Raw genomic sequence first — 21,859 nt, 5'->3', positions numbered from 1 at the left:
GCAGGCTGTAGCAATGCGCTGGACTCGGGCCGCCGTGCTTGCCGCCACCCTCTCGATCGTGACCGCCGGTTGCGGCGCGGGACCGTCGGATCGTCCCGGTGTCGCGGTGCAGCGCCCGCCGGTCGCTGGCACCGCGACCACCTCCGCCGCGCCCGCTCCTCTGCCCAAGGCCGAGCTGCCCAGAACCGACCTCAGTTGGCGCGAGTGCACCCAGCCGACCTTGGATCAGTTCGGACTCGGCCCCGCGCCCGCCGGGTTGGTGCTCGACTGCGCCGAGTACGCCACCCCGATCGACTCGACGGGCACGGTGCTGGGCAGTTTCCGCGCGGCCGCGTTGCGGGCCAGGCTGGCGCAGACCCCGGCCGACGCGCCGCCGCTGGTGCTCACCTCGGGCTCGGATCGCTCCTCCTCCGCCACTCTGGCCGGGTTGGCCGCTGGCCCCGCCTCCGTGCTGCTGGCCGCCCGCCCGATCGTCGCGGTGGACCGGCGCGGCATCGGCGGCTCGCAGCCGATCGATTGCCTGCCCACGGAGATCCGCCGTGGCCTGGCCGACAACGCCCAGTCCGGTCCCGGTGCGGGCGACCCGGTGGCCCGCATGACGAAGTTGAGCCAGGACGGCACCATCGCCTGCCGCGACTTCCTGCAGCCGTACGAAGGCACCTTCGACGCGCCGCACGCCGCCGACGACATCGAGCAGTTGCGCAGGCAATGGCAGGTGGACCACATCGCGCTGCTGGGCACGGGCAACGGCGCGAAGGTCGCGCTCAGCTACGCCCGCAAGTACGGCGATCACGTCGCCAGGCTGGTGCTCGACTCCCCGGAACCGGTCGGCACCGACGCCGTGACCCGCGCCGAACAGGCCGTGCAGGGCGCCGAGGCGGCGCTGACGGCCTTCGCACAGCGTTGCGTCGGCGTCGGCTGCTCACTCGGGGCCGATCCGCGCGCCGCGGTCACCGATCTGGTGAACCGTGCCGCGGGCGGCGAACTCGGCGACATCTCGGCGAACGCGTTGCTGACCGCGGTGTCGGGCTTCCTCGGCAGCCCGCGCGCCGACCAGGCCTCTCGGGTCACCGAGCTGTCCGACACGCTGGCCGCGGCCGGACGCGGCGACCGCGGGCCGCTGAGCAACCTGATCAGGCAGGAGGCCGCGGCCACCGCGAGCGACGGCCAGTTCGTCAACCGCTGCACCGACACACAGCTGCCGCCGACGCCGGCCAAAGCGAACGAACTCGCGGGCACATGGGCGGGCAAGTATCCGGTTTTCGGCAAGGCGGCGGCCATCGGCCTGATGGAGTGCGCTGCCTGGCCGGTGTCGACCGCGCCTCCGCTGCCCGAAAAGCTGGGTATTCCGGTGTTCGTGCTGGGCGGGGTGGCCGATCCGGTGGTCGGTAGCGGCGGTCAGTCCTCGGTGACCGGCGCGATAGGTTCGGCGGGCGCCCGGCACGCGGCGCTGTCCTGGCAGGGCTTCGGGCATCCGGTGTCCACGCATTCCGGCTGCGCGCAGCGGGCGGTGCTCGACTATCTGAAGGAGGGCAAACTTCCCGCAGATGGCACCGCATGCCCGGCGTAGCCCGGGCGTGCGGAGCCGTTCGAGCGGCGCGTCCGACAGGTCCGGCCAACCGCCGGTAACCCATCCGGTGTACCGTGCCCCAGTGTTCCTTCGACAGCTCGAGCCCAGGACCGCTCGCACCACCGCCGAGGTGATCAAGTTCGCACTCTGGCCCCTGGCGGTCATGACCGTGCTGAACCGGGTTTTCATCAAGGCTGTCAACGGCTTCATCACCGACGACTACCGGCCTGTCTACCAGGCGTCGTTCGACTTCCTGAACGGGCGGCCGGTCTACACCGCGAATTTCGACTCGGTGGACCCGCACTACCTGTACCCGCCCAGCGGCACCCTGCTGATCGCGCCGATCGCCGCCATCGACTACGAGAAGTCGCGCTGGCTGTTCATCGCCCTCAACGCGATCGCGATTCTCATCGCCTGGTACCTGTTGCTGCGACTGTTCCGGTACACCCTGCATTCGGTCGCCGCGCCCGCGCTGCTGCTGGCGATGTTCTCCTCCGAGACCGTGATCAACACGCTGGTGTTCACCAACGTCAACGGCTGCGTGCTGCTGGCGGAGCTGATCTTCATCCATCTGCTGCTGAAGCGGCGAGACCTCTGGGCGGGCGCCGCGCTCGGATTGAGTATCGCGGTCAAACCGACACTGGCTCCGTTGCTTTTGATCGCGCTCGTGCGCGGGCAGTGGAAAGTCTTCGTGACGGCCCTCGGCGTGCCGCTCGCGCTCACCGCGATCGCCTGGCCGCTGGTGAAGGACCCCGAGAAGTTCATCACCCGCACCGCGCCCTACCTCTTCGAATCCCGCGACTACTTCAACAGCGCCATCGTCGGCAACGGCGAGTACTACGGACTGCCGCCGTGGCTGACCTGGGGCATGCGCGTGGCGCTCGGCGTGCTCGTGCTGATCTCGCTGTGGCTGCTGTACCGCTACTACCGCGAGGACGAACTGTTCTTCGTCTGCACCTCCTCCGGCGTGCTGCTGACGGCCTCGTTCCTGCTCAGCTCGCTGGGGCAGATGTACTACTCGATGATGCTGTTCCCCTTCCTGATGACCGTCGTGCTGCGCAACTCGGTGCTGCGCAACTGGCCGGCCTGGCTGGCGATCTTCGGGTTCATGAGCTACGACAAGTGGCTATCGGACCGCTGGCAGCACATCGGCCGCAACCTGGAGTACCTGCGCATCACCTTCGGCTGGGGCCTGCTGCTCATCGTCGTGTTCTGCGTGCTCGGCGACCGCTATCTGGCCGCGCGGCGGGCAGGCAGGCTGCCGTTCGGCATCGATCCCGCGTGGATGAGTTCCGCCCCGGACCCGCGCGGCGAACAGCCGCAGCCGCCGGTCGCCGCGGCTCTCCCGGCGGAAACCCACAGACCACAAAACGGTTCGACGCCCGCGGAGCAGAATCGTATTAGCGTGGAGCCATGAGTTCCGAAGCCGACACGTCCCTGCCCGCGCCGCGCATCCAGCTCTCGCCGCAGGAATGGCGGTCGAAGCTGAACCCCGAGGAGTACTCGGTGCTGCGCGAGGCGGCTACCGAGCGGCCGTTCACCGGCGAGTACACCGACACCAAAACCGAAGGCGTCTACGTGTGCCGGGCCTGCGGCGCCGAACTGTTCCGCAGCACCGAGAAGTTCGACTCGCACTGCGGCTGGCCGTCCTTCTTCGATCCGGCCGCGTCCGACGCGGTGATTCTCCGGTCGGACGACTCGCTCGGCATGCATCGGGTCGAAGTGCTGTGCGCGAACTGCCACAGCCACCTCGGCCACGTGTTCGAGGGCGAGGGGTACAACACGCCCACCGACAAGCGCTACTGCATCAACTCCATCGCCCTGCGACTGCACCCCTCGGACAGCGCAGCGGAGTAACCAGCCCGACGCTCACGGGCAGCGTACGAAGCCCCGGCGCTCGGCGCATGCCCCGAAAACTTCGGGCAAGCGTTTGCCTGCACCGGGGCAGGGCGCATCAGGGCAGAGCGGCGATCAGCTGCTCGATCTCCACGCGGGGGCCGGTGAAGAACGGGATCTCTTCGCGCACGTGCCGACGGGCGTCGGTGGCCCGCAGGTCACGCATCAGATCGACGATCCGGTGCAATTCGGGCGCCTCGAAGGCCAGGATCCACTCGTAGTCGCCGAGCGCGAACGAACTGACGGTGTTCGCCCGCACGTCCGGGTAGCCACGCGCGGCCTTGCCGTGTTCGGCCAGCATCCGGCGGCGCTCCTCGTCGGGCAGCAGGTACCACTCGTAGGACCGGACGAACGGGTACACGCAGATGTAGGCGCCCGCCTCCTCGCCGGCCAGGAAGGCCGGGATGTGGCTCTTGTTGAACTCGGCGGGGCGGTGCAGCGCCGCGTTGCTCCAGACCGGCGCGCTGGCCCGTCCCAGCTCGGTGGTGCGGCGGAAATCGGCGTACGCGGCTTGCAGGTCCTCGACGCGTTCGGCGTGGGTCCAGATCATGAAATCGGCGTCGGCGCGCATCCCGGCCACGTCGTAGATGCCGCGGACCACGACGTCGCGGTCGGCCAGACCGTCGAAGAATGCCTTGGCCTCCTTGGTCGCAGCGTCCCGGTCCTCGCCCAGCACTCCCGGCTGCACCTGGAAGACCGAGAACATCAGGTAGCGGATGGTGGAGTTGAGAGCCTGATAGTCGAGTCGCGCCATAGCACTATCGTGCCACTCGCTCGGGAGCGCCCGCGTCGCCGGGCGTGAACTGCTCGATGTGCACGCGGGCGTCGGGGATACCGAGGGCGCGCAACTGGCGTTGCATCTCGCCCAGGAACCCGGATGGACCACAGACATATATGTCGGCGTCCTCGGGCACGTTCAGCACCGAGAGATCGGCCCGGCCGTGCCGGGCGCCGGGAGTCGGTTCCTCGTACCAGATCTCGACCTCGGCTTGTACGAGCCGGGCAGTGAGTCCCAGCAGCCGATCGCGCAGCGGATGGGTGCGCGGCGCACGGTCGGCGTGCACGACCAGCGTGCGACGGCCCGGGTCGTGGGCGGCGAGATAGTCCAGAACGCCGATCGTCGGGGTCACACCGATGCCGGCGGAAATCAGCACCAGCGGTGTCGCCGCCGCGGTATCGAGGACGACGTCACCGAACGGAAGGGTGATCTGCAGTGGGTCACCCGGGCGCAACTGCTCGTGCAGCCAGGAGGACACCTCGCCCGCCGGGCAGCCGGCGGCCGCCTCGACCCGCTTGACGGCGAACGACAGCGCGCCGTCGCACGGCCTGCCCACCAGGCTGTACTGCCGCAACTGGCGCGCACCGTCGGGAAGCCGGACGCCGACCGAAACATACTGTCCCGGAATGAATCCCGGTAGCCGCGCAGCCGGGTCGGCGGACTCGACGGTGAAGACCGCGACGCCCGAGGGGTCGTCGTCGCGAGCCACGACACGGACGTCCCGGAACACGTCGCCGGAATCCACGCCCGCCTCGGCGTAGAGCCCCTTCTCTTGATCCATCAACGTGTCGGCCATCATCCAGTAGACCCGATCCCAGGCCGCCGCGACCGCGTCGTTGACCACGTCGGCGCCGAGTACTTCCACGATGGCCGCGAACAGATTTTCGTGCACGATCCGGTACTGCTCCGGAGTCACCCCGAGTGAGGCGTGCTTGTGCGCGATCCGCGACAACATGGTGGCCGGGTGCGGCAATTCGGGGTCGACCAGGTACGTGGCGAAGGTGGCTATGGAGGCGGCCAGCGCCCGCTGCTGACTACCCTGTGCCTGATTGCCCCGGTTGAACGTGTCGCGCAGCAGCCGCGGGTGAGCGTCGAACATCGTGCGGTAGAACACGGCCGTGATGCGGTCGATGTTCGCCGCCACCAGCGGTAGGGTCGCGCGGACGACCTCGGCGTGCCGCGGTTCGAGTTCCGGTTCGGCACGGACGACGCTGTCGAGGTTCATGAAACTTCCTTCATCTCAGGGGTGACACTCGCCGTGGAGCGGACGAGTAAATGCAGCAACCCGGTTGTCGACGAGGTGACCAAATCCTCTATCGAATAACGGTCGAGTTCGGTATAGAAAGCCTTCTTCGCGTCGGCGAGAATTCGACGCAATCGGCACCCGCCGAGTAACGGACACGGATTCGGTTCCCCGCACTCCACCACGTCGCGGTTGTCTTCCAATTCCCGGACGAGCTCACCCACCGACGCGGCGCGACCTGCCGCGGTGATGAACAATCCGCCGGATCGTCCGCGGTGCGCCTCGACGAGGCCCAGTTCGGCCAGCCGCGAAACCGCCCTGGCCACATGCTTTTCGGACGCGCCGACCTGTCGCGCGATGAGTTTGGTGGTGACCCGGGAATTCTTCTCGTCCTCCACCGCGAGCCGCATGATGATGCGCAAACCGATATCGGTGAAGTGCGAGAGCTGCATGGTGCTCACGGTACCGGCGAATTCCACCGATTCCGCATTCCGGCGGGGTGTCCTTAATTACGCCGATCGGTGCGCATTTTGATGCGCCGCACATTGTCCGACAGGCCGGAACAGTGCCGCATAATTGTGGTCACAGGAAACCGCGTGCGCGGTGCCGCGACGAATCTCGTCGGTGCGGGCACGCCCGGCGAACGGTCAGCGTACGGTGCCCGCACCGACCTCCGCCGCGATGCGCTGTGCGGCGGCCGCGCCGGAGGCGACGCACGCGGGCACACCGACGCCGTGCAGGTACGCGCCCGCCACCGCCAGCCCGTCCAGCGCCGCGACCTCGGCTTCGACGGCCGCGATGCGGGCCGGATGGCCGGGCGCGTACTGGGCGAGGCCACCCGGCCAGCGCTGTACGACGGCCTCGACCGGCTCGATCGCGACCCCGGTGACGGTAGCCAGGTCCGCGGTGGCGGCGGCGACGAGTTCGGCGTCGGGCCAGGACAGCGGGGAGTCGTCGCCGAACTTGCCGAAAGAGACGCGGACGAGCGCCGTTTCACGTTGTGCGAGATGTGTCCATTTGCGGCTGGACAGGGTGAAGGCTTTGGCCCGCAGCGGCTCTCCGGTGGCCACCAGGATGCCGGAGTTCTGTGGCAGGGCGGTCTCGCGGGGCAGCGCCAGCGCGACCACCGCCGACGAGGAGAGTTCGACACCGGCCAGTTCCGCGGCGGCGACCGGGGCGACGGCGGCCAGCAGTCGCGCGGTCACCGGCGCCGGAGTGGCGAGCACCACCGCGTCGACGGCGCCGATCGGGTCGACCACCCAACCGCGCAGCCCTCTGGCCAGACGCGTGCCCGGCGTCGTGGTGACGAACCGCGCCCCGGAACGTTCGGCGAGCGCCTCGAGCAGCACCCGGTAGCCGTCCCGGATGCCACCGAAGACCGGCGCGTTCGAGGGCGGCGGCAGCGCGGCGCCGACGGCGGCGGTGAGACTGGGCGCGCCGTCGTCCAGCGCGGCGGCGAGCGTGGGCAGCGCGGCGCGGACACCGATGGAGCGGGAGCTGCCCGCGTACACGCCGCCGAGCAGCGGATCCACGCTGCGCTCGGCGACCTGCGCGCCGAAGCGGTCGGCGACCAGTCGGTAGACGTCGGTGTCCGAGCCGGGCTCCCAGGCCAGCGGCCGGTCGGGTTCGGCGGCGATGCGTGCCAGTGTCTCGGCGTCGACCAGCCCGCGCATCGACTCCGCGTTCGCCGGGACACCCATCAAGGTGCCCTCCGGCAGCGGGTGCGCGGTGCCGGCGGACCACACCAACGGCCGCAGACCCGCCGGGGTCACCAACTGCGACTCGAGCCCGAGTTCCCGCAGCAGCGCGGGTACCTCCGGCCGTCGCCCGACGAACGCCTCCGCGCCGAGATCCAGTGGCTCCCCGCCCAGTTCGCCCGTGTAGAGGATGCCGCCGATCCGTTCGGCGCGATCGAGCACGAGTACGTCGGCATCCGGCCCGAGCGACATCCGCAACCGATACGCGGCCACCAGCCCGCTGATCCCACCGCCGACCACCGCGATACGCATGCCTCGACCGTATCGCGTACCGCGATGGCGGCCGTCCGACGGTAGGCGCCCGGATGACTCGGAACACACTGTGTCCACGATGTCCGCGGCGATGACGGATACGTCGGCCGGACTCGACTCGGCCGATGGCAGCCTGAACCGCCTCGGCCGCTCGCGGATGGCTGCCGGGCGTCGGCGCGTGGTACGCGGGTCGACCTGGCGGCCGGGTACGCCGACACGGGCGCCGCGACCACAGCGGGCAGATCCTGACTCAGCGCTCGACGCAGCCGCCGCACTCGCTGCCGTGGCGGCCTACCCGCGTTCGCCCGCGCTACAACTCGTGGACGAGTTCCACCAAGGCGGTCAGCACGCCCGGATCGGTGTCCGGAAGCACCCCGTGGCCCAAGTTGAAGATGTGCCCGGCGGCGCCGAGCGTGATCGCCTCGTCCGCTTCGCGCGCGATCCGCCGGGCCTGCTCCTCGATCGCTTCCGGTCCGGCGAACAGTACGGCGGGATCGAGGTTGCCCTGCAACGCTTTTCCGGGCCCGACGCGGCGGACGGCCTCGGTGAGCGGCACCCGCCAATCGACGCCGACCACGTCGGCGCCCGCCTCGCTCATGGCGCCGAGCAGCTCTCCGGTCCCCACACCGAAGTGGATGCGCGGCACGCCCGCCTCGGCGATCTCGGCGAACACCCGCTCCGAATGCGGGAGCACGAAATTGCGGTAGTCGGCCAGCGAGAGGGCGCCCGCCCAGGAGTCGAACAATTGCACCGCGTCGACGCCCGCCGCCAACTGCGCCTGCAGGAACGCGATGGTGATGTCGGTGAGCACGCCCAGCAGCTCGTGCCAGGTCTGCGGATCGGCGTACATCATCGCCTTGGTGCGCTCGTGGTTCTTGCTCGGACCGCCCTCGACCAGGTAGGAGGCGAGGGTGAACGGCGCGCCCGCGAACCCGATCAGCGGCGTCTCCCCCAGCGCGTCGACCAGCAGGCGCACGCCGTCGGTCACCGCCCCGACCTCCTCGGGGCGCAGCCGGGGCAGACCGCGCACGTCGCCGACCGTCCGCACCGGCGCGGCGACCACCGGCCCCACGCCCGGCACGATGTCCAGGTCGATCCCCGCCGCTTTCAGCGGAACGACGATGTCGGAGAACAGGATCGCGGCGTCGACGCCGTGCCTGCGAATCGGCTGCAAGGTGATCTCGCACACCAGCTCGGGATCGAAGCAGGATTCGAGCATCCCGATGCCCGCCCGCACCTCGCGGTACTCGGGCAGCGAGCGTCCGGCCTGGCGCATGAACCACACCGGACGCCTGCTGGGCGTCGCGCCGGTAGCGGCGGCCAGGAACGGGGCATCGGTCAACCGGCGGCGGGTATGAGTGCTCATCACGGCTATCGTATGCGGGCCCGGCGGGAGGGGCGGACGCGGAGGCGGCAGCGATGACCGCACGGACGCCGCATGGCCCGTAGCGGCGCGCCTCCGACTGCGCCGGGTGCACAAGGTCTACCGTCAGCATTCGTGACACCGCTCGACTTCCGCGACGGCGCCGCACCGACCGAAGGACCTCATGGCGAGCCAGCTCAGTTTCGCGCCGCGGTCGAGGCGATGGGCACCGCTACCGTGCACCCTCGGATCGAGCTCGCGCCCATCCGGCCCCCGCAACGACTCGCACCGTTCTCCTACGCCATCGGCGCGGAGGTCGCTCATCCGGAAACCCCTGTCGTACCGGCCGATTCCGAAGGCGACGCGTTCGGCAGGCTGATCCTGCTGCACGATCCGGACGGCGACGACACCTGGCACGGCACCTTGCGCCTGGTCGCCTACATCCAGGCCGACATCGACGCCGCGCTCGCCACCGATCCTCTGCTGCCCGAGGTGGCGTGGAGCTGGCTGGTGGACGCGCTGGAGTCGCGCACCGAGCCGTTCACCGCGCTCGGCGGCACGGTGACCTCGACCAGCTCGGTGCGCTACGGAGACATCGCCGGTCCGCCGCGCGCCCATCAGCTGGAGATACGCGCGTCGTGGACGCCGGTCACCACCGACATGCGCCCGCATCTGGAGGCGTTCTGCGAGGTACTGGCCTACGCGGCGGGGTTGCCGCCGGCCGGGGTGACCCAGCTGCAGATCCGGCCCGGCCTGTCCGGCGATCACCCCTGAGCACGCCCGTCGGCGTGCCGTGACCTGCGCCGGAGCCCCTCGTTCTGTGTGCGGGGCACATCGCGCCCGATTCGCCGACACACTTATGCGCCGATAGGACGGCGGCGCCGTGGCGTCGGCACGTAAAGTTCAACACCATGTCCGTACCAGACGAATCCGAACCCTCGGCCGCGACGCCGCTGCTCGCGCCGGTGGAGGGCGTGCCACCGGTACTGGACACCGCCGCCGAGATCAGCGCAGCCGCCGCCCGGCTGGTCGCGGGCACCGGCCCGCTGGCCGTGGACGCCGAACGCGCCTCCGGGTTCCGCTATTCGGCGCGCGCGTATCTGATCCAGCTGCGCCGTGCGGGCGCGGGCACGTTCCTCATCGACCCGATCCCGGTCACCGAAGCCCTCGGCCCGCTGGCCGACGCGATCAACGGACTGGAGTGGGTCCTGCACTCCGCGGACCAGGATCTTCCCGGCCTGGCCGAACTGGGTTTGCGCCCGGCCAGGCTGTTCGACACCGAACTCGGCGGACGTCTGGCTGGTTTCGAGCGCGTCGGGCTCGCCGCGATGGTGGAGCGGCTGTTGGGCCACGCGCTGCGCAAGGGGCACGGGGCGGCCGACTGGTCCACCCGGCCGCTGCCCGCCGACTGGCTGAACTACGCCGCCCTGGACGTGGAACTGCTGCTCGAACTGCGCGACGCCGTGGCCGACGCACTCGATGCGCAGGGCAAAACGGATTGGGCGATACAGGAATTCGAACACATTCGCACCTTGGACCCGCCCGCGCCGAAGGCCGAGCGGTGGCGGCGTACCTCGGGCATCCACACGCTGCGCCGCACCAGGCAACTGGCGGTGGTGCGCGAACTGTGGACCGCGCGGGACGCGCTGGCCCGTGCCCGCGACGTGGCGCCCGCCCGCATCCTCCCGGACGCCGCGATCATCGCCGCGGCGGCCGCGGAACCCAGGTCCATCGCGCAGTTGCGCACCTTGCCGGTGTTCGGCGGTCCGCGCCAGCGCCGGTACTCCCGCGAATGGCTCGCCGCGATCGAGCGCGGCCGTACGTTGCCCGACAGCGACCTCCCGCCGCTCACCCAGCCGTTCGACGGCCCGCCGCCGGTCAACCGCTGGGAGCGCCGCGACCCGGCCGCGGCGGCGCGCCTGACCCGGGCACGAGCCGCCATGGCCGACCTGTCGGCGCAGCACGCGATCCCGGTGGAGAACCTGCTCGCGCCGGATCTGGTTCGCCGCCTGTGCTGGGACGGACTGCCCGACTACGAGGCGGTGGACCCCTCCGCCGTCGACGGATTCCTGAAGTCCGGCGGCGCCCGGCCGTGGCAGCGGGAACTCGACGTCCCGCGACTTGCCGCGGCGCTGCCGCCGTCGGACTAGCGCCCGCTCCGTCGGCTCGCCCGTGGCTGCGGCGTCAGCGAGCGGCCAGCCACCCGCTGATCCGGCGGGCGATGTCCGGGCCGGTGAGGCCGAGTTCGGCGTGGACCTCACCGCGCGAGGCATGGTCCAGGAACTGTTGCGGCACACCGAGATCGCGGGTCGGGATGTCCAGCCCGGAGTTGCGCAGCCGGGCCGACACCGTGGAACCGATGCCGCCGTGCAGGCCACCGTCTTCCAGCGTGACCACGAGCCGGTAGTTCTCCGCGAGTTTCAGCAGCGCGTCGGAGACCGGCAGCACCCAGCGCGGGTCGATGACGGTGACCGAGACGCCTTCGGAATCCAGCAGATTCGCCGCCTCCAGCGCCGTGCCCGCGAACGAGCCCACCGCGACGAGCAGCACGTCGCCGTGCACCGCCTGCACCGATCCGCCGTCCGGCTCGGCCATCCGCAGCACGTCGATGCCGTCCAGCCGTTCGACCGCGGAGATATCCTCGGCGACACTGCCTTTCGGGAAACGCAGCGCGGTCGGTCCGTCGTTGACGGCCAGCGCCTCGGCCAGTTCCTCCCGCAGCGTCGCGGCGTCGCGCGGCGCTGCGACCCGGATGCCGGGGATGATCCCGAGGACCGACAGATCCCACATGCCGTTGTGGCTGGCGCCGTCGGAGCCGGTGATGCCCGCGCGGTCCAGTACCACGGTGACCGGCTGCTTCAGCAGCGCCACGTCCATCAGCAGCTGGTCGAAGGCGCGATTGAGGAAGGTCGAGTAGATCGCCACCACCGGGTGCATGCCGCCGAGCGCGAGGCCCGCGGCGGAGGCCATGGCGTGCTGCTCGGCGATGCCGACGTCGAACATCCGGTCCGGGAAGCGCTCCCCGAACGCCGCCAGTCCGGTCGGGCCCGGCATCGCCGCGGTGATGGCGACGATGTCGGCGCGGCGCTCGGCGTGCGCGATCAACTCCTCGGAGAACACCGAGGTCCATCCGCGCGCCTTCGGACCACCGACCGGGACGCCGGTGAGCGGGTCGATGGGATCGCAGGCATGCATCTGGTCGGCGACATGGTTCTCGGCGGGCGCGTAGCCGCGGCCCTTCTGCGTCACCGCGTGCACCACGACGGGGCCGCCGAAGTCCTTGGCCCGGCGCAGCGCGGCCTCGAGCGCGACGACGTCGTGGCCGTCCACCGGCCCGACGTACTTCAAGCCGAGGTCGCTGAACAGTTCCTGGGGGCTGACCGCGTCCTTGATGCCCGCCTTCACCGCGTGCACCATCGAGTACGCCGATTCGCCCACCCTGGGGATGCTCTTGAGGATCCGCTTGCCCGCGTCCAGGGCGTGCTCGTAGGCGGGCTGGGTGCGCAGCGCGGTCAGCCGCTCGGCCAGACCGCCGATGGTGGGCGCGTAGGAGCGGCCGTTGTCGTTCACCACGACGACCACCGGACGGTCGGATGCGGCGATGTTGTTCAGCGCCTCCCAGCACATGCCGCCGGTGAGCGCGCCGTCGCCGACGATGGCGACCACGTGCCGGTCCTGCCCGCTCAGCGCGAACGCCTTCGCCAGGCCGTCCGCGTAGGACAGCGCCGCCGAGGCGTGTGAGGACTCCACCCAGTCGTGCGCGCTCTCGGCCCGGCTCGGGTAGCCGGACAGGCCGCCCTGTTTGCGCAGCGAGTCGAACTGGTCTTTGCGCCCGGTCAGGATCTTGTGCACATAGGCCTGGTGGCCGGTGTCGAAGATCAACGGGTCGGCCGGCGAGTCGAAGATCCGGTGCAGGGCGATGGTGAGTTCGACCACACCGAGGTTCGGGCCGAGGTGCCCGCCGGTCGCGGCGACTTTGCGCACCAGGAACTCGCGGACCTCCTCCGCCAGCTCGCGCACCTGCGGCACGGTCAGCCGGCGCAGATCATCGGGCGTGTCGACCCGGGAAAGCACTCCCACCTGAACTAGCTCCCTCCGGATAGCGCATCTGATCCGATCAGTCTACGGAGCGGCGGCCGGTGCTCCCGCACGAGAACGGTCACACCAACCGACATGGCGTCGAAATGTGAGCCTCGACATACGGTACCCGGCCTAGAGTGACAGGGTGGCCCGGCCCGAGCAAGTGGTCTCCCGGACAATCGAACCCGGCGTGGTGGCACGGATCGTCGACGACGTCCACCGGCGTTGCCGGGACGACCGCTCCGGAACGTTGGCGGACTACATCCCGGAACTCGCCGCGGTGCAACCGGATTCGTTCGCTATCTGCCTGGCCACCGCCGACGGCCGGATCTACGGCGCGGGCGATGTCCGGACCGAATTCACCATCCAGTCCATCTCCAAGCCGTTCACCTACGCCCTCGCGCTGGCCGACCGGGGGCAGGCCGCGGTCGCCCAGCACATCGACGTCGAGCCCTCCGGTGAGCCGTTCAACGAGATCAGCCTGGATCCGGTGACCGCGCGGCCGCGCAACCCGATGATCAACGCGGGCGCGATCACCGCCGCCTCGCTGATCGACGGCCGCGACCCCGCCGACCGCTTCGAGCGGATCCGGCGCTGCTACTCGAGCTTCGCCGGGCGCGAGCTCACTGTGAACGAGGCGGTCTACGCCTCCGAGGCGCGCACCGGGTACCGCAATCGCGCCATCGGCTACATGCTGCGCTCGTTCGGCATCCTCGACGCCGACCCGGACGAGGCGGTCGATCGCTATTTCCGCCAGTGCGCGGTTACCGTGACCTGCGAGGATATGGCCCTGATGGCCGCATCGCTGGCGAACAACGGGCGCAATCCGGTCACCGGAGAGCAGGCGGCCTCGGCGGCGCTGACGGAGCAGGTGCTCAGTGTCATGACCACCTGCGGCATGTACAACGCGGCGGGCGACTGGGTGACTACTGTCGGCCTGCCCGCCAAGAGTGGCGTCGGGGGCGGGATCGTGGCGGTGCTGCCCGGACAGGTCGGGATCGCGGTGTACTCGCCGCGGCTGGACGGGCACGGCAACAGCGTGCGCGGCGTTGCCGCCTGCCGTGAACTGTCGCGGCGACTCGAGCTGCACTTCCTGCACGTGACCCGAGCGGCGCGAGCCGCGATCCGGGCGGCGTACTCGGTGGCCGAGGTGCCCTCGCGGCTACGCCGCCCGACCGAGGAGATCGCGGTGCTCGCCGCGCACGGGCATCGCGCGTGTGTCTACGAGCTGCACGGCGACCTGCTGTTCGCGGGCGCGGAGCGCACGGTGCGCACCATCGAGGAGCAGGCGGGCGAGCTGGAAGCGCTGGCCATCGACGTGCGCAGGGTCGGCGAGGTGAGCGCGATCGCGGTGCGGATGATCGACGACCTGCGACTCGAGCAGTTGTCGGCGGGTGTCCGAGTGGCGCTGGTCGATCCCGACGCGCGACTGCGGTCCCCGGATTCCGGCATCGATCCCGACGATCCGAGGGGGCCGGTGTTCATCGATCGCGACACCGCGACCGAGTGGTGCGAGAACATCGTGCTCGCGAACCATCGCCCCGCCGGCGAGGCCGCCCGCGCGTCGTTCGGCATCGAGAGTCACCCGGCGTTGGCCGGCCTCGCCGCGGACGAGCGATCCCGCCTGGCGGAGCAGTTCCGGGTGCGCACGTTCGCGCGCGGGGCGGTGATCGCCGAACGCGGCAGCGCGCGCTCGGGTCTCTACCTGATCCTCGACGGCCGCGTGCGCCTGACGGTCGAAGGCACCGACGGACGCACGCATCGGCTGCTCAGCCTGTCGGCCGGGATGTCGTTCGGGGAGATTCCGATGCTGGTCGGAACGCCGTTCGGGAACGAGGTACTGGCGGAGACCGAGACGTGCGTCGCGGTGCTGACCCCCGAACGGTTCGATCGGCTCACCCCGCAAGCGCCCGGGCTGAAGCTCGCGCTGCTCGAACAGCTGGCCGCCGAAGCCTTCGCGCAGATCGACGCGGCTGTGCGGGCGATCGCGGCCCGCGGCGGCGACTACTGAAGCGGGCACGATGGTGCGGTGCGGATCGACAGCGATCGACGAGGAGGCTCAGTGGGCACGAACACCGATTCGCGGGCAGGCACCGTCACCACCTACGGACACGGCACCGCCCGCGCCGTCCCCGATCTGATGCGGGTGACGATCTCCGTCGAATCGCGCGCGAGCAAGGTCGCGCTCGCCTACAGCCGGGCCGGTGAGCGCGTGGCCGCGGTCGCGCGATCGCTGCGCTCCGACGGGGTCGACGGCGCGGACATCGCCACCAGCGGACTGTCGGTACAGACCGAGACGGTGTGGACCGAGGGACAGGGCAACCGCATCACGGGATACCTCGCGAGCACATCGCTGACGGTCGCGTTGCGCGATATCGGCGAGCAGGCCGATCCCGGCCCGGGCACGATCATCGCCAACTGCGTCGAGGCGGGCGGTGACGACGTGCGCCTCGGTGGTCTGACCCTCACCTTCGCCGACCTGGAGTCCCTGCTCACCCGCGCCCGCGACGCCGCGTGGGACAACGCCCTCGCCAAGGGCGAGCAGTACGCCCGGCGGGCACGGCGCTCGCTCGGCGACGTCGTGCAGATCACCGAGGACACCGCCGCCGCGCCTCCGGTTCCGCGCGCACAGGCGATGTCCGCTCCGATGGAGGCCTACCGTGCCGTCGCCATCCCGGTCGAGCTGGGCGAGAGCGAGATCTCCGCGGACGTCCGCGTCACTTGGCAGCTGGACTGACGGCGGCTTGCCGGTTCACGACCCGTGACCGAGACCCCGCACCAGCAGGGTGACCGTGTCCGCTCCGGCGTGCCGATCCTTCGAGATCTCCTGGTACTCCGGCGATTCGGCCCAGGCGCGGAAGGACGGCTCGTCCGGGAAGGAGATCAGCACCACCTTCTCGCGATCGGTGACGCCCTCGATGGTCTGCGGGGACTCGTCCGCGGCCAGCAGCGTACCGGAGTAGCGGACGAAGACGTCGAGGAAGCGCGCCTGGTAGCGATCGTAGGCGGCGCGGTCGGTGAATCTCAGTTGCGCGATTGCGTACACGGTCATGGCGGTGACTCTAATTGGGCGGTCCGGCGACCCGACCCGGATCCGGCGGGGCCGAGCGCGATTCACCGCTGCGCCGCGCCCGGCGTGCCTATATTGAGGTTGTCACCGCTCAGGAGGTCGCATGTCGTTCGTGCTCATCGACAAACCACGGCCCCATATCGCCCTGGTGACGCTCAATCGGCCCGAACGGATGAACGCGATGGCGTTCGACGTGATGATCCCGCTGCGCGAGGCGCTGGAGGGTGTGCGCGCCGACAACGACGTGCGGGTCGTCGTGCTGACCGGGGCGGGACACGGTTTCTGCTCGGGAGCCGACCTGACCGGCGCGGGAAAGGTGCCGAACGTCGACGGGCTGACCGTCACCAGTGTCGCGCGCCGGTCGATGGATCTGCTCAACGACGTGCTGATCACGTTGCGGCGGATGCACCAGCCGGTGATCGCGGCGGTCAACGGCGCGGCCATCGGCGGCGGGCTGTGCCTGGCCGTCGGCGCCGACATCCGGATCGCCGCCGAGGACGCGTACTTCCGCGCCGCGGGCATCAACAACGGCCTCACCTCCACCGAACTGGGCCTCAGCTATCTGCTGCCCCGCGCGGTCGGCGCGTCGAGGGCGTTCGAGATCATGTTGTCCGGCCGCGACGTCGACGCGACCGAAGCCGAGCGAATCGGCCTGGTATCCCGCACGGTTCCGGCGGCGAAACTGCTGGACACCTGCTATGACCTCGCCGAGCGCATCATCGGCTTCAGCCGGGTGGGCACCGAGCTCACCAAGCGCATGTTGTGGAGCGGCATGGAGGCGGGCGGATTCGAATCGCACATGCAGCACGAGGGCACGGCCCAGTTGTACGTCCGCCTCACCACCGGCAATTTCGACGAAGCGATCCGCGCCCGTAAGGACCGCAGGCCCCCGGTCTACGAGGACTGACCGCTCAACGCTGTAGCAGCGCGAGGCTTTCCACGTGGTGCGTCGCGGGGAAGGCGTCGAAGGCGCGCAGATCGGCGAGCCGGTAGCCCGCCGCCTGATACAGGCCGAGATCGCGGGCGAACGCGGCGGGATCGCAGCCTACGTGGATGATCCGCGTCGGCCCGCTGGCGGTGACCGCGCCGACCACCTCTTTGCCCGCCCCCGCGCGCGGCGGATCGAGCACGACGACGTCCGGGGCGGCCGCACCGACGTGCTCGAGCACCCAGCGCTCCACCCGCTGGGCCCGCAGTTCCACCCAGGGCAGGTCGCGCAACGCGGCGGCGCCGTCCGCGACGGCGGGCCGCGCGGATTCCACCGCGAGCACCACTCCGGTCCGCCCGGTCCGCTCGGCGAGCCGCGCGGCGAACACCCCGGCGCCGCTGTAGAGATCCCACGCCCGGCCGCCGGGGCCGAGTTCCGACCATTCCGCGATCAGGTCCGAATACCGTTGCGCCGCACCGTGATGCGCTTGCCAGAAGCCCGTCGCCGCGACCTCCCACCGGCGCCCGGCCACGTACTCGACCGCGCGCCCGCTGCCCTCGAACACCCACTCGTCGCGTGCCGCGTGCGCCGCGGCGCGTCGTGCGGATGCCGCGCGCCGGTCGTCGCTGCGAGCGGACTCCGCGGCGGGCCACTGTGCCCCGCGCCGATCCCGGCCGTGCGGCCGATCGCGGCGACCACCTCCGCCGCCCGCACGCCGATCCCGGCTCCCCGGCTCCGTTCGCCGTCCACTCCCGCCGGGACCGCGCCGACCGGGCTCGTGGCCGACCGGTTCGGACTCGGCAGCGGGCGCCAGCTCGACGACGTGCCGTATCCCATCACCGTCCACCGCGATCACCAGATCGGCGCCGGGCGTCCACCGCCGGTCCGCGATCCCGTCCAAAGCCCCCGCGACCGGTTGCGGGCACCGCAGATCCGTGATCACGTCGGTGCTGCGATAGCGGTGCACGCCCGCACGTCCGTGGGCGTCGACCGCGAGGCGCACGCGGGTGCGCCACCCGCCCATCGCGTCGCCGGGCCCGATCGGCTCCACCACCACTTCCCGCTCGATCCCGGCCAGCCGCCGCAACTGTTCGGCCACCACCGTGGCCTTCAGCGCGCGCTGGGCCACCGGCGTGGCGAAGGAGAAATCGCAGCAGCCCGCGCCACCGGGGCCGGACACCGGACAGGTGGCCCGCACCCGATCCGGGGACGCCTCGAGCACCTCGACCGCGTCGGCACGGCAGAACGAGCCGCCGCGATCCTCGGTGACCCGGACCCGCACCAGCTCGCCGGGCAGGCCGTGCCGGACGAACACCACACGTCCCTCGTGCCGTGCGACACAGAAGCCGCCGTGACCCGGCGGCCCGAGCCGCACTTCGAACGTGGCGGTCGGCCGATCGCTCATCCCGAACGCTCCATGGACGTCACATCCGATCCTCGTACCCGCGCCGCACCGCGCCCGGCGCGTTCACCACCCCGGGGGTCCGCGCCCGCGCGGACGAACTCAACTGCCACGGCACGCTGGTCACCATCACGCCCGGCACGAACAGCAGCCTGCCCTTCAACCGCAGCGCGCTCTGGTTGTGCAGCACCTGTTCCCACCAATGGCCCACCACGTACTCCGGGATGAACACGGTCACCACGTCACGCGGAGCGTCCTTGCGCACGCGCTTCACATAGTCCAGCACCGGCTTGGTGATCTCGCGATAGGGCGATTCGATCACCTTGAGCGGCACCGTGATGTCGCTGTTCTCCCACTCCCGCACCAGCGCCCTGGTGTCGGCCTCGTCGACGTTCACCGTCACCGCCTCCAGCGTGTCCGGGCGGCTGGCGCGGGCGTAGGCGAGGGCGCGGCGGGTCGGCAGATGCAGCCGGGAAACCAGCACGATGGAGTGCGAGCGGCTGGGCAGCACACCGTCCCACTCGTGCTCGTCCAGCTCGCGCGCGACCGAATCGTAATGCCTGCGAATCATCTTCATCACGACGAAGATCGCCACCATGGTGAAGATGGCGATGTAGGCGCCCGCGAAGAACTTGGTGATCAGCACGATGACCAGCACCGCTCCGGTCGCGCTGAGACCGACCGCGTTGATCACCCGCGAGCGCTTCATCCGCGCGCGCTGCGCCGGGTCGGTCTCGGTGCGCAGCAAGCGGGTCCAGTGCCGCAGCATGCCGGTCTGGCTGAGCACGAACGAGACGAACACGCCGACGATGTACAGCTGGATCAGCTTGGTCACCTCGGCGCCGAACAGCACCACGAACGCGATGGCCGCGCCGGAGAGGAACAGGATGCCGTTGCTGAACGCCAGCCGATCGCCCCTGGTGTGCAGCTGGCGCGGCAGGTAGCGGTCCTGCGCCAGGATCGAGCCGAGCACGGGGAACCCGTTGAACGCGGTGTTGGCGGCCAGCACCAGGATCAGCGCGGTCACCGTCGTGATGAAGAAGAAGCCGAGCGGGAAACCCTCGAACACGGTCTCGGCGAGCTGCGCGATCAGCGTCTTCTGGTGGTAGTCCGACGGTGCGCCGGTCAGGTCCTCGACGTTGTGCGCGTACACCACCCCGATCTTCTGGGCGAGGATGATGATGCCCATCAGCAACACGATCGCGATCGTGCCCAGCATCAGCAAAGTGGTGGCGGCATTGCGCGACTTGGGTTTGCGGAACGCGGGCACACCGTTGCTGATCGCCTCCACACCGGTCAGCGCGGCACACCCGGAAGAGAACGAGCGCGCGATGAGGAAGGCGAACGCCAGCCCGTAGAGGTGCTCGTGCTCGGCGATCAATCCGAAACCGGCCGATTCGGCCCGCAACTCCTCGCCGAGCACGAAGATCCGGAACAGGCCCCAGCTCAGCATGAGGAACATGCCGATGATGAACGCGTAGGTCGGAATCGCGAACGCCGTGCCGGACTCCCGCACACCGCGCAGATTCATCGCGGTCAACAGAGCGATGGCGACGACGGCGAACAGCACCTTGTGTGTCGCGACGAACGGGATGGCCGAGCCGATGTTGGACGCGGCCGAGGAGATCGACACCGCGACGGTGAGCACGTAGTCGACCAGCAGCGCGCTGCCGACGGTCAGGCCCGCGTTCGGCCCCAGATTGGTGGTGGCCACCTCGTAGTCGCCGCCGCCGGACGGGTAGGCGTGCACGTTCTGCCGGTAGCTGGCCACCACGACAGCCATGACGAAGGCGACGGCCAATCCGACCCATGGGGCGTACAGGTAGGCCGTGACCCCGGCGGCCGAAAGAACGAGGAAGATCTCCTCGGGGGCGTAGGCGACCGATGACATGGCATCGGAAGCGAACACCGGGAGCGCGATTCGCTTCGGCAGCAGCGTGTGGCCGAGCGAGTCACTACGGAAAGGCCTGCCCAGCAGCACTCGCTTCGCTGCCGTCGTCAACTTGGACACTGGAGCGAGCATAGGCCCCCGCACAGTGGATCGCGCGCGTGGCTCGCAGGTTTGCTCGCCGGCTGGAGGGGGAACGTGGCCGGTGGAATCATTCGGCGGGTAGCGTTCGACCGAACAGCGAAGCAGACCGAACACCACGGTTCCAGGAACGAGGTTGCACGGTGTACGTAGTGATCATGGGGTGCGGGCGCGTGGGCTCGTCGCTGGCCCATGCCCTGGTCCGCGTAGGTCACGAAGTCACCGTGATCGACCGGGACTCCAGTGCCTTTCTACGCCTGGGATCCGACTTTCCCGGCGAGCAGGTGACCGGCGTCGGTTTCGATCGAGATGTGCTGATAAAGGCGGGGATCGAACGGGCGGACGCGTTCGCGGCGGTCTCCTCCGGCGACAACTCCAACATCATCTCCGCCCGGGTGGCGCGGGAGATGTTCGGGGTGGAGCGGGTCGTCGCCCGCATCTACGACGCCAAGCGCGCCGCGGTCTACGAGCGGCTCGGCATCCCGACCATCGCCACGGTCCCGTGGACCACCGACCGCTTCCTGCGCGCGCTCGTCGGCGACACCGGCACCACCACCTGGCGCGACCCCACCGGAACTGTCGCTGTGACCCAGCTGACGCTGCACGAAGAGTGGTACGGCCGCACCGTGCGCGATCTGGAGCAGACCGTCGCGGCACGGGTCGCGTTCATCATCCGGTTCGGCCAGGCAGTGCTCCCCGACAGCAAGACCATCATCCAGGCCGACGACATCGTCTATGTGGCCGCAGCATCCGGCGCCGTGGGCGAAACCGTCGCCCTGGCCGGGAAGCCCCCCGCGAGCGAGGACTGAACATGAAAGTGGCCATCGCCGGAGCAGGCGCCGTGGGCCGATCGATCGCCAGGGAACTCCTGCGCGGCGGGCATCGGGTCATGCTGCTCGAGCGTGAGCTCGAGCACATCGATGCGGCCGCGATCCCCGACGCGGTCTGGGTGCACGCCGACGCGTGCGAACTGGCCCTGCTGGAGCAGGCCGGTCTGGAGACCTACGAGGTGGTGATCGCGGCCACCGGCGACGACAAGGCGAACCTGGTGCACAGCCTGCTGGCCAAGACCGAGTTCGGGGTGCGCCGGGTGGTGGCCCGGGTCAACGATCCGCGCAATGAATGGCTCTTCGACGGTTCCTGGGGTGTCGACGTCGCGGTGTCCACACCCCGGCTGCTGGCCTCCCTGGTCGAGGAGGCGGTCTCCGTCGGAGATCTGGTGCGACTGATGACGCTGCGCCAGGGCCAGGCGAATCTGGTGGAGATGACGCTGCCCGCGGACACCGTGCTGGCCGGTAAACCGGTGCGCACGCTCACCCTGCCGCGCGACGCCGCACTGGTGACCATCCTGCGCGGCGGGCGCGTGATCGTGCCGCAGCCGGACGACGCGCTGGAAGGCGACGACGAGCTACTGTTCGTGACTTCGGTGGAGGCCGAGGAGGACCTCCGGCTGGAACTCGCCAACCACGGCATCAGACCGTAACTCCCCGT

General features: G+C 70.1%; 19 protein-coding genes. 10 read left to right on the top strand and 9 right to left on the bottom strand.

What is annotated here, in order from left to right; genetic code table 11:
* Positions 1–13: 13 nt before the first annotated feature.
* The 3 genes from ABZW96_RS02050 to msrB all read left to right on the top strand — a co-directional run bounded on the left by ABZW96_RS02050 (position 14) and on the right by msrB (position 3,427).
* Positions 14–1,570: an alpha/beta hydrolase gene (locus tag ABZW96_RS02050; RefSeq protein WP_355070406.1), complete on the top strand. Its 1,557-nt coding sequence runs from the start codon at positions 14–16 to the stop codon at positions 1,568–1,570.
* Positions 1,571–1,652: 82 nt separating this feature from the next.
* Positions 1,653–2,987: a glycosyltransferase family 87 protein gene (locus ABZW96_RS02045; protein WP_355070405.1), complete on the top strand. Its 1,335-nt coding sequence runs from the start codon at positions 1,653–1,655 to the stop codon at positions 2,985–2,987.
* Complete coding sequence (gene msrB / locus ABZW96_RS02040) at positions 2,984–3,427, top strand: peptide-methionine (R)-S-oxide reductase MsrB (protein WP_355070403.1); 444 nt, start codon at positions 2,984–2,986, stop codon at positions 3,425–3,427. Before ABZW96_RS02045 ends, msrB begins: the two co-directional genes overlap by 4 nt.
* A 97-nt stretch (positions 3,428–3,524) precedes the next feature.
* On the opposite strand, the gene hemQ is transcribed toward msrB, so the two are convergent.
* The 5 genes from hemQ to hemE all read right to left on the bottom strand — a co-directional run bounded on the left by hemQ (position 3,525) and on the right by hemE (position 8,871).
* The gene (gene hemQ / locus ABZW96_RS02035; protein WP_355070401.1) at positions 3,525–4,220 is read right to left on the bottom strand and encodes a hydrogen peroxide-dependent heme synthase; all 696 of its coding nucleotides are present in this window, start codon (positions 4,218–4,220) and stop codon (positions 3,525–3,527) included.
* Between the two features lie 4 nt (positions 4,221–4,224).
* Positions 4,225–5,469 carry a globin domain-containing protein gene (locus tag ABZW96_RS02030; protein WP_355070400.1) on the bottom strand — a complete coding sequence of 415 codons (1,245 nt, stop codon included), beginning with the start codon at positions 5,467–5,469 and terminating at the stop codon, positions 4,225–4,227.
* Positions 5,466–5,939, bottom strand: a complete 474-nt coding sequence (locus ABZW96_RS02025; protein WP_355070399.1) for an Rrf2 family transcriptional regulator — start codon at positions 5,937–5,939, stop codon at positions 5,466–5,468. Before ABZW96_RS02025 ends, ABZW96_RS02030 begins: the two co-directional genes overlap by 4 nt.
* A gap of 195 nt (positions 5,940–6,134) precedes the next feature.
* Positions 6,135–7,496: a protoporphyrinogen oxidase gene (locus ABZW96_RS02020; protein WP_355070397.1), complete on the bottom strand. Its 1,362-nt coding sequence runs from the start codon at positions 7,494–7,496 to the stop codon at positions 6,135–6,137.
* Positions 7,497–7,806: 310 nt separating this feature from the next.
* Positions 7,807–8,871, bottom strand: a complete 1,065-nt coding sequence (hemE, locus tag ABZW96_RS02015) for a uroporphyrinogen decarboxylase (RefSeq protein WP_355071032.1) — start codon at positions 8,869–8,871, stop codon at positions 7,807–7,809.
* A gap of 123 nt (positions 8,872–8,994) precedes the next feature.
* Here hemE and ABZW96_RS02010 point away from each other — a divergent pair, with 123 nt between their 5' ends.
* Positions 8,995–9,633 (top strand): DUF3000 domain-containing protein, encoded by a 639-nt coding sequence (locus tag ABZW96_RS02010; protein ID WP_084823786.1) that lies wholly within the window; start codon positions 8,995–8,997, stop codon positions 9,631–9,633.
* Between the two features lie 137 nt (positions 9,634–9,770).
* A complete protein-coding gene (locus ABZW96_RS02005; RefSeq protein WP_355070395.1) occupies positions 9,771–11,009 on the top strand; it encodes an HRDC domain-containing protein in 1,239 nt (412 codons plus the stop codon).
* 34 nt (positions 11,010–11,043) lie between these two features.
* Here the strand turns inward: ABZW96_RS02005 and dxs are convergent, their stop codons facing one another.
* Entirely contained in the window at positions 11,044–12,939 is a 1,896-nt protein-coding gene (dxs, locus tag ABZW96_RS02000) for a 1-deoxy-D-xylulose-5-phosphate synthase (protein ID WP_355070394.1), read from the bottom strand.
* Positions 12,940–13,132: 193 nt separating this feature from the next.
* Here dxs and glsA point away from each other — a divergent pair, with 193 nt between their 5' ends.
* Both glsA and ABZW96_RS01990 read left to right on the top strand, forming a co-directional pair.
* Complete coding sequence (glsA, locus tag ABZW96_RS01995) at positions 13,133–14,950, top strand: glutaminase A (RefSeq protein WP_355071031.1); 1,818 nt, start codon at positions 13,133–13,135, stop codon at positions 14,948–14,950.
* Between the two features lie 51 nt (positions 14,951–15,001).
* Positions 15,002–15,676: an SIMPL domain-containing protein gene (locus ABZW96_RS01990; RefSeq protein ID WP_355070392.1), complete on the top strand. Its 675-nt coding sequence runs from the start codon at positions 15,002–15,004 to the stop codon at positions 15,674–15,676.
* 15 nt (positions 15,677–15,691) lie between these two features.
* Here ABZW96_RS01990 and ABZW96_RS01985 read toward each other — a convergent pair whose 3' ends face one another.
* Positions 15,692–15,991 (bottom strand): DUF1330 domain-containing protein, encoded by a 300-nt coding sequence (locus tag ABZW96_RS01985; protein WP_355070390.1) that lies wholly within the window; start codon positions 15,989–15,991, stop codon positions 15,692–15,694.
* 121 nt (positions 15,992–16,112) lie between these two features.
* Between ABZW96_RS01985 and ABZW96_RS01980 the strand changes: the two genes are divergently transcribed.
* A complete protein-coding gene (locus tag ABZW96_RS01980; RefSeq protein WP_355070388.1) occupies positions 16,113–16,916 on the top strand; it encodes an enoyl-CoA hydratase in 804 nt (267 codons plus the stop codon).
* Positions 16,917–16,920: 4 nt separating this feature from the next.
* On the opposite strand, the gene ABZW96_RS01975 is transcribed toward ABZW96_RS01980, so the two are convergent.
* Together ABZW96_RS01975 and ABZW96_RS01970 are read right to left on the bottom strand one after the other, a co-directional pair.
* Positions 16,921–18,342 (bottom strand): TRAM domain-containing protein, encoded by a 1,422-nt coding sequence (locus ABZW96_RS01975; protein ID WP_355070386.1) that lies wholly within the window; start codon positions 18,340–18,342, stop codon positions 16,921–16,923.
* 19 nt (positions 18,343–18,361) lie between these two features.
* Complete coding sequence (locus ABZW96_RS01970) at positions 18,362–20,350, bottom strand: APC family permease (RefSeq protein ID WP_355070385.1); 1,989 nt, start codon at positions 20,348–20,350, stop codon at positions 18,362–18,364.
* 161 nt (positions 20,351–20,511) lie between these two features.
* Here ABZW96_RS01970 and ABZW96_RS01965 point away from each other — a divergent pair, with 161 nt between their 5' ends.
* Positions 20,512–21,177, top strand: a complete 666-nt coding sequence (locus ABZW96_RS01965; protein WP_355070384.1) for a TrkA family potassium uptake protein — start codon at positions 20,512–20,514, stop codon at positions 21,175–21,177.
* Positions 21,178–21,179: 2 nt separating this feature from the next.
* On the top strand, positions 21,180–21,851 hold the full coding sequence (locus tag ABZW96_RS01960) for a TrkA family potassium uptake protein (RefSeq protein WP_355070382.1): 672 nt from the start codon (positions 21,180–21,182) through the stop codon (positions 21,849–21,851).
* Positions 21,852–21,859: the final 8 nt, after the last annotated feature.

It is taken from the genome of Nocardia sp. NPDC004168, from assembly GCF_040610355.1.
GTDB classification, from domain to species: Bacteria; Actinomycetota; Actinomycetes; order Mycobacteriales; family Mycobacteriaceae; genus Nocardia; species Nocardia sichangensis.
Note: the sequence above shows the minus strand (reverse complement) of the source record. Positions and strands in the feature narration are given on the sequence as shown.